Genomic DNA, 5,447 nt, shown 5'->3' on the forward strand with positions numbered 1-5,447 from the left:
CCCGGGTGAGCGGGCCGCGTACCGCCTCCAGCAGGCCGTCCGCCCTCAGACCGCGACCGGCGACCCCGGCGCGCTCGTCCTCCTCGCCCTCACCTTCGGCGCCGCGGCGCCCCTCGGAGTCAACGGGCTCGACGGGCAGCGGTACCAGCGCCACCGCCTCGTCCCCGCTCTGCGCCACCGCGTAGCGGTCCAGCGCCTCCATGCCGTCGCCGCGGGGATCGGCCAGCAGCTCCTCCAGCAGCGCGCGGGCCACCGGGCCCGCGGGGAAGCGCGCGTCGCGCCACTCCACGGCCGCGACCACCACCTGCCAGGCGGGCGCCGAACCCAGCCCCGGCATGAGCACGGGCGCCGCCATCCGCAGCCGGGCCGCGATGTCCGCGGGCGGCGCGCCGGCCTGGACGAGGTCCAGCACCTCCTGGGCGAGCCGCCGACGTACCGCGCGGGCCGCCTCGCGCTGCTCGCGTTCGACGGCGATCAGCCGGCTGACGCCGTGCAGCAGCTCGATCCGCTCGGCCGGCCAGTCGCCCGCGTCGGCCTCCACAGCCAGCAGCCAGTCCGAGAGCACCGTCTCCCGCAGGTCCTCGCCGTCGCCGCCGACGGCAAAAAGCGAGTACGTCACCGGACCGGCCGGAGCGCCGGGAGAGGGCGGGTGGGCGACGACGGTCCGGTGCGGGCCGCGCCGACCGGTGCGTACGGCTGCCAGATGCTCCCCGGCGAGCCGTGCCCGCACTTCCAACGGCAGTGTGGGGGTGTCCGAGCCGGGGCCGGAGCCGGCGATCCGCCGTCCGGTGGGGGAGAGCACCCAGGCCCGCAGGTCGAGGTCGCCGGCGAGCAGGTCGAGCACGACCTCGGGCCCGCCGCCGGTCGGACCGGACGCCATCATCCGCCGGTGGCGTTCCACCACAGCCGCCAGATCGCCGGCCCGCTCGCCGGACACCTGCCGCACGACGTGCTCGGTGATCGTCGCGAAGGCGACGGCCTCGTCCACGCCGAACAGCGGAAGCCGGTGCCGGGCGCAGGCCTGCACCAGGTCGTCGGGGATGTCCGCCAGCTCGGCCTCGCCCGCCGCGAGGCCCGCCACCTGGGCGCCGACCAGCGCGCGGACGAACGGCTCGGTGTCCGAGGCGTCCCGCCGCCAGGCGAGTCCGGTGAGCACCAGCTCGCCCCCGGACAGATAGCGGCTGGGATCCCGCAGGTCGGTGGTCATCACGCCACGGACGGTGCGGTCCAGCTCCTCCTCGCCACTGAGCAGCCGCAACCCGAGCGAAGTCGTCTCCAGCAGAGCGCGCAGCCGCATCCTCTCGCCCACCGTCCTGACCGTTGCCGTACGTGCCGTCATCGTCAGGCCGGACCGTCACCCGGACCGGCCTTTCGTTCGAATCTACAAGACCAGTGGGTCGTCCAGCTAATCGCTTCATGCATTCGGTGACTGCACCGGTCCGCCCGCCCGGGGGTCTACTGGGCGGCACACGAGATGAACAGCACATGAACGGACCCGCGGTCCGGGTCCGGCGTCCATCCCGCAGCAGACGATCCGAGAAGAGACATCCCATGGAGTTCCTGCGTCCCGGCACCTGGGAGGAGGCGCTCGCCGCAAAGGCCGAGCACCCCACCGCCGTGCCCATCGCGGGCGGCACCGACGTGATGGTCGAGCTCAACTTCGACCGCCGCCGGCCCGGATGTCTGCTCGACCTGGGCCGCATCGCCGAGCTGCGCGAGTGGGAGGTCGGCGAGGAGAACGTCCGGCTGGGCGCCGCCGTCACCTACACCGCGATCATCGAGGACCTGTCGACGCGCCTGCCGGGCCTGGCCCTGGCCGCGCGGACGGTCGGCTCGCCCCAGATCCGCAACCGGGGCAGCGTCGGCGGCAACCTGGGTGCCGCTTCCCCGGCCGGCGACTCCCACCCCGCGCTGCTGTCCGCGGGCGCCGAGGTCGAGGTGGAGTCGGTGCGCGGAACCCGCTTCATCCCGGTGACCGAGTTCTACACCGGTGTGAAGCGCAACGCGCTGGCCGCCGACGAACTCATCAAGACCATCCACGTCAAGAAGGCCACCGGACCGCAGCAGTTCTCCAAGGTCGGCACCCGCAATGCCATGGTGATCGCCGTCTGCGCCTTCGGCCTGGCCCTGCACCCCGAGACCCGCACGGTGCGCACCGGCATCGGGTCGGCCGCCCCCACCCCGGTGCGGGCGCGGGAGGCGGAGGACTTCCTGAACGCCGCGCTCGCCGACGGCGGTTTCTGGGAGAGCGGCAAGATCATCAGCCCGTCGGTCGCCCGCCGCTTCGCCGAACTGGCGTCCGCGGCATGCAGCCCCATCGACGACGTCCGGGGTACCGCCGCATACCGGCGCCTCGCGGTGTCGGTGATGGCCCGCCGCACACTCGACTGGGCCTGGGACGGCTACCGGGGCGCCGGCCGCGGCCGGACCGAGGGAGGTGCACGATGCGCGTGAACTTCACCGTCAACGGCCGCCCGCAGGAGGCGGACAACGTGTGGGAGGGCGAGAGCCTGCTGTACGTGCTGCGGGAGCGGCTCGGGCTGCCGGGTTCGAAGAACGCCTGCGAGCAGGGCGAGTGCGGCTCCTGCACGGTCCGCCTGGACGGCGTGCCGGTGTGCGCGTGTCTGGTCGCCGCCGGGCAGGTCGAGGGCCGCGAGGTCGTCACCGTCGAGGGCCTGGCCGACCTCGCCGGCACGCGCGCGGGCGGTGGCAGCGCCGAACTCGCGCCCGTGCAACAGGCGTTCGTCGAGGCCGGTGCCGTCCAGTGCGGCTTCTGCACCCCCGGCCTGCTGGTCGCCGCCGACGAGCTGCTGGAACGCAACCCCTCGCCGAGCGACGCCGACATCCGGGAAGCCCTCTCCGGCAACCTGTGCCGCTGCACCGGCTACGAGAAGATCCTCGACGCGGTCCGGCTGGCCGCCACCCGCGTCGGCGACGACACCACCGCGCCCGAGAGATCGAGGGGCTGAGCAGCATGGGTGCCACTCGCACACCGACCACGCTCGTCCACAGCGGCCGCGTCCCCGGCGGCGTGGGCGACTCCGCGCCGCGCCCGGACGGCACGCTGAAGGTCACCGGCGAGTTCGCCTACTCCTCGGACATGTGGCACGAGGACATGCTGTGGGGCGCCACGCTCCGCAGCCCGCACGCCCACGCGCGGATCCGCTCGATCGACGTCTCCGAGGCCCTGGCGCTGGCCGGCGTGCACGCCGTGCTGACCCACGACGACCTGCCGACCGAGGTGCGGCACTACGGTCTGGAGATCCGGGACACGCCTGTGCTGGCCCGCGACCGGGTCCGCCACCACGGTGAGCCGGTCGCCCTCGTCGCCGCCGACCACCCGGAGACCGCCCGCCGAGCCGTCGAGCGGATTCGCGTCGAGTACGCCGAGCTGCCCGTCGTGCACGACGAGGCCACCGCGCTCGCGGCCGACGCCCCGCTGCTCCACCCGGACCGCGACGACGAGCACGCGGCCCACGTACCGCACCCCAACATCGTGCACCGCCAGCCCATCGTGCGCGGCGACGTGGCGGCGGCCCGAGCCAGGGCCGACGTGATCGTCACCGGCGAGTACGAGGTGGGCATGCAGGACCAGGCCTTCCTCGGCCCCGAGTCGGGCCTGGCCGTGCCAGGCGAGGACGGCGGCGTGGACCTCCACGTCGCCACCCAGTGGCTCCACGCCGACCTGCGCCAGATCGCGCCGGTGCTCGGTCTGCCCGAGGAGAAGGTGCGGATGACGCTCTCCGGCGTCGGCGGCGCCTTCGGCGGCCGCGAGGACCTGTCGATGCAGATCCACGCCTGCCTGCTGGCGCTGCGCACCGGGAAACCCGTCAAGATCGTCTACAACCGGTACGAGTCCTTCTTCGGACATGTGCACCGCCACCCCGCGAAGCTCTCCTACGAGCACGGCGCCACCAGGGACGGCCGGATCACCCACATGACGTGCCGGATCGTGCTCGACGGCGGCGCCTACGCCTCCTCCTCCCCGGCCGTCGTCGGCAACGCCTCCTCGCTGTCCGCCGGCCCCTACGTGATCGACGACGTCGACATCGAGGCCCTGGCCCTCTACACCAACAACCCGCCGTGCGGCGCGATGCGCGGCTTCGGCGCGGTGCAGGCCTGCTTCGCCTACGAGGCCCAGATGGACCGGCTGGCCGGGGAACTGGGCATGGACCCGGTGGAGTTCCGCCGGCTGAACGCGCTGTCCGAGGGCGGGGTGCTGCCCACCGGACAGCGCGTCGACTCCCCGGCGCCCGTCGCCGAACTGCTGCGCCGCGTCAAGGCGCTGCCGCTGCCGCCGGAGCGGCAGTGGGAGACCGGCGACGAGGCCGGCACCTTGGTGGACCTGCGGGCCCTGCCCGGCGGGCTGTCCAACTCCACCCACGGCGAGGGCGTCGTCCGCGGCGTCGGCTACGCGGCCGGCATCAAGAACGTCGGCTTCTCGGAGGGCTTCGACGACTACTCCACCGCCCGCGTGCGGCTGGCGGTCGTCGGCGGCGAGGCCGTCGCCCTCGTCCACACGGCGATGGCGGAGGTCGGCCAGGGCGGTGTCACCGTACAGGCGCAGATCGCCCGCACCGAACTGGGCGTCGAACGGGTCACCCTCAACCCGGCCGACACCAGGGTCGGTTCCGCCGGCTCCACTTCCGCGTCCCGGCAGACCTACGTCACCGGCGGCGCGGTCAAGCACGTCTGCGAGATCGTCCGGGAGAAGGTGCTCGAACTGGGCCGCGCCCGGTTCGGCACCCAGAACCCGGCGTGGACGACGGCCGGACTCCGCCTGGCGGGCGGCAAGGTCGTCACCGGCGGAGGGGAGGTGCTGGCCGACCTCGCCGACGTGCTCGCGGACGAGACGATCGACGTCGAGCGCGAGTGGCGGCACCGCCCCACCCAGGCCTTCGACCGGCACACCGGCCAGGGCGACGGCCACGTCCAGTACTCCTTCGCCGCGCACCGCGCGGTGGTCGAGGTCGACACCGAACTCGGCCTGGTCAAGGTCGTCGAACTGGCCTGTGCGCAGGACGTCGGCAAGGCGGTCAACCCGCAGGCGGTCGTCGGCCAGGTCCAGGGAGCCACGGTCCAGGGCCTGGGCCTTGCCGTCATGGAGGAGATCGTCGTCGACCCCGAGGCGAAGGTGCGCAACCCGTCCTTCACCGACTACCTGATCCCGACCATCCTGGACACCCCGACTATCCCCGTCGACGTCCTCGAACTGGCCGACCCGAACGCCCCCTACGGCCTTCGGGGGGCGGGCGAGGCCCCCACCCTCTCCGCCACCCCGGCCGTGGTGGCCGCCATCCGCCAGGCCACCGGTCTGGCACTCGCCCGCGCACCGGTAAGGCCCGAGCACCTGACCGGCACCTGAGACCTCCGGGCGGTGCGGGCCATCTCATCGTGGCCCCCGCCGCCGGGACCGACCGCTCGATCAGTCCCGTGACAGACCCCAC

4 protein-coding genes are annotated in these 5,447 nt (G+C 73.7%); 3 read left to right on the forward strand and 1 reads right to left on the reverse strand.

Annotated features, from left to right (window positions below; translation table 11 throughout):
• On the reverse strand, positions 1-1,297 hold a 1,297-nt coding region (locus FNX44_RS23350), incomplete at its 3' end, for a PucR family transcriptional regulator ligand-binding domain-containing protein (RefSeq protein WP_143650813.1).
• A 254-nt stretch (positions 1,298-1,551) separates the two neighbouring features.
• On the opposite strand from FNX44_RS23350, the gene FNX44_RS23355 reads away from it, so the two are divergent.
• From FNX44_RS23355 to FNX44_RS23365, 3 genes are read left to right on the forward strand one after another with little or no spacing between them, the layout of a single operon-like run.
• Positions 1,552-2,454 carry an FAD binding domain-containing protein gene (locus FNX44_RS23355; protein WP_143650810.1) on the forward strand — a complete coding sequence of 301 codons (903 nt, stop codon included), beginning with the start codon at positions 1,552-1,554 and terminating at the stop codon, positions 2,452-2,454.
• The gene (locus FNX44_RS23360; protein ID WP_143650811.1) at positions 2,445-2,969 is read left to right on the forward strand and encodes a (2Fe-2S)-binding protein; all 525 of its coding nucleotides are present in this window, start codon (positions 2,445-2,447) and stop codon (positions 2,967-2,969) included. Before FNX44_RS23355 ends, FNX44_RS23360 begins: the two co-directional genes overlap by 10 nt.
• Before the next feature lie 5 nt (positions 2,970-2,974).
• Positions 2,975-5,365, forward strand: a complete 2,391-nt coding sequence (locus tag FNX44_RS23365) for a xanthine dehydrogenase family protein molybdopterin-binding subunit (protein ID WP_143650812.1) — start codon at positions 2,975-2,977, stop codon at positions 5,363-5,365.
• The last annotated feature ends 82 nt before the right edge of the window (positions 5,366-5,447 follow it).

The organism is Streptomyces alkaliterrae (assembly GCF_007097205.2).
In the GTDB taxonomy this organism is placed as follows: domain Bacteria; phylum Actinomycetota; class Actinomycetes; order Streptomycetales; family Streptomycetaceae; genus Streptomyces; species Streptomyces alkaliterrae.

Bases quoted from the DNA above. Each gene is read 5' to 3' on its own strand.
- FNX44_RS23365 (WP_143650812.1), top strand. From the start codon at position 2,975: ATGGGTGCCACTCGCACACCGACCACGCTCGTCCACAGCGGCCGCGTC.
- FNX44_RS23360 (WP_143650811.1), top strand. From the start codon at position 2,445: ATGCGCGTGAACTTCACCGTCAACGGCCGCCCGCAGGAGGCGGACAAC.
- FNX44_RS23355 (WP_143650810.1), top strand. From the start codon at position 1,552: ATGGAGTTCCTGCGTCCCGGCACCTGGGAGGAGGCGCTCGCCGCAAAG.